This window comes from Methylobacterium sp. WL9 (assembly GCF_008040035.1).
In the GTDB taxonomy this organism is placed as follows: Bacteria; Pseudomonadota; Alphaproteobacteria; order Rhizobiales; family Beijerinckiaceae; genus Methylobacterium; species Methylobacterium thuringiense.
This window is the reverse complement of record NZ_VRVE01000211.1, coordinates 1-465: the sequence shown is the minus strand read 5'-3', so window position 1 is coordinate 465 and position 465 is coordinate 1. Positions and strand designations below refer to the sequence as shown.

Annotated in this window: 1 pseudogene; it reads left to right on the top strand. The window is 74.0% G+C overall.

Annotation, left to right across the window (positions count from 1 at the left end):
* Window positions 1-24 precede the first annotated feature (24 nt).
* Window positions 25-465: pseudogene (locus FV217_RS22535) on the top strand (nickel transporter); the annotation flags it as partial.

Genomic DNA, 465 nt, shown 5'->3' with positions numbered 1-465 from the left:
ACGCTCTCCAAGGCGAGGAACGCCGTGCGCTCGCCCTTCGGCCTCGGGTTTCGCGAGGCGGCGCCCTCCGCGACCGGGTTCGGCGGCTGGCTGCTCGCTGTCCAGTCGAACTTCTCGCGCAACCTGCAGGCGGCGGTCGCGGCGCTGAAGCAGGGCGGCGCCTGGGGGCCGCTGGTGCTGTTCGGCTTCAGCTACGGCGTGTTCCACGCGGCCGGGCCGGGCCACGGCAAGGCGGTGATCGCCGGCTACATCGTCGCCGGCGAGCGCACGCTTCGGCGCGGATTCGGGCTCAGCTTCGCCGCGGCGATGCTGCAGGCGCTGGTCGCCATCGCGATCGTCGGCGTCGGCGTGCTGCTGCTAAACGCCACCGCCGCCGGCGTGACGCGGGCCGGGACGCTGATCGAAACCGTCAGCTTCGCCCTCGTCGCCCTCGTCGGCGCCGCCGTGACCTGGCGCAAGGCCGGC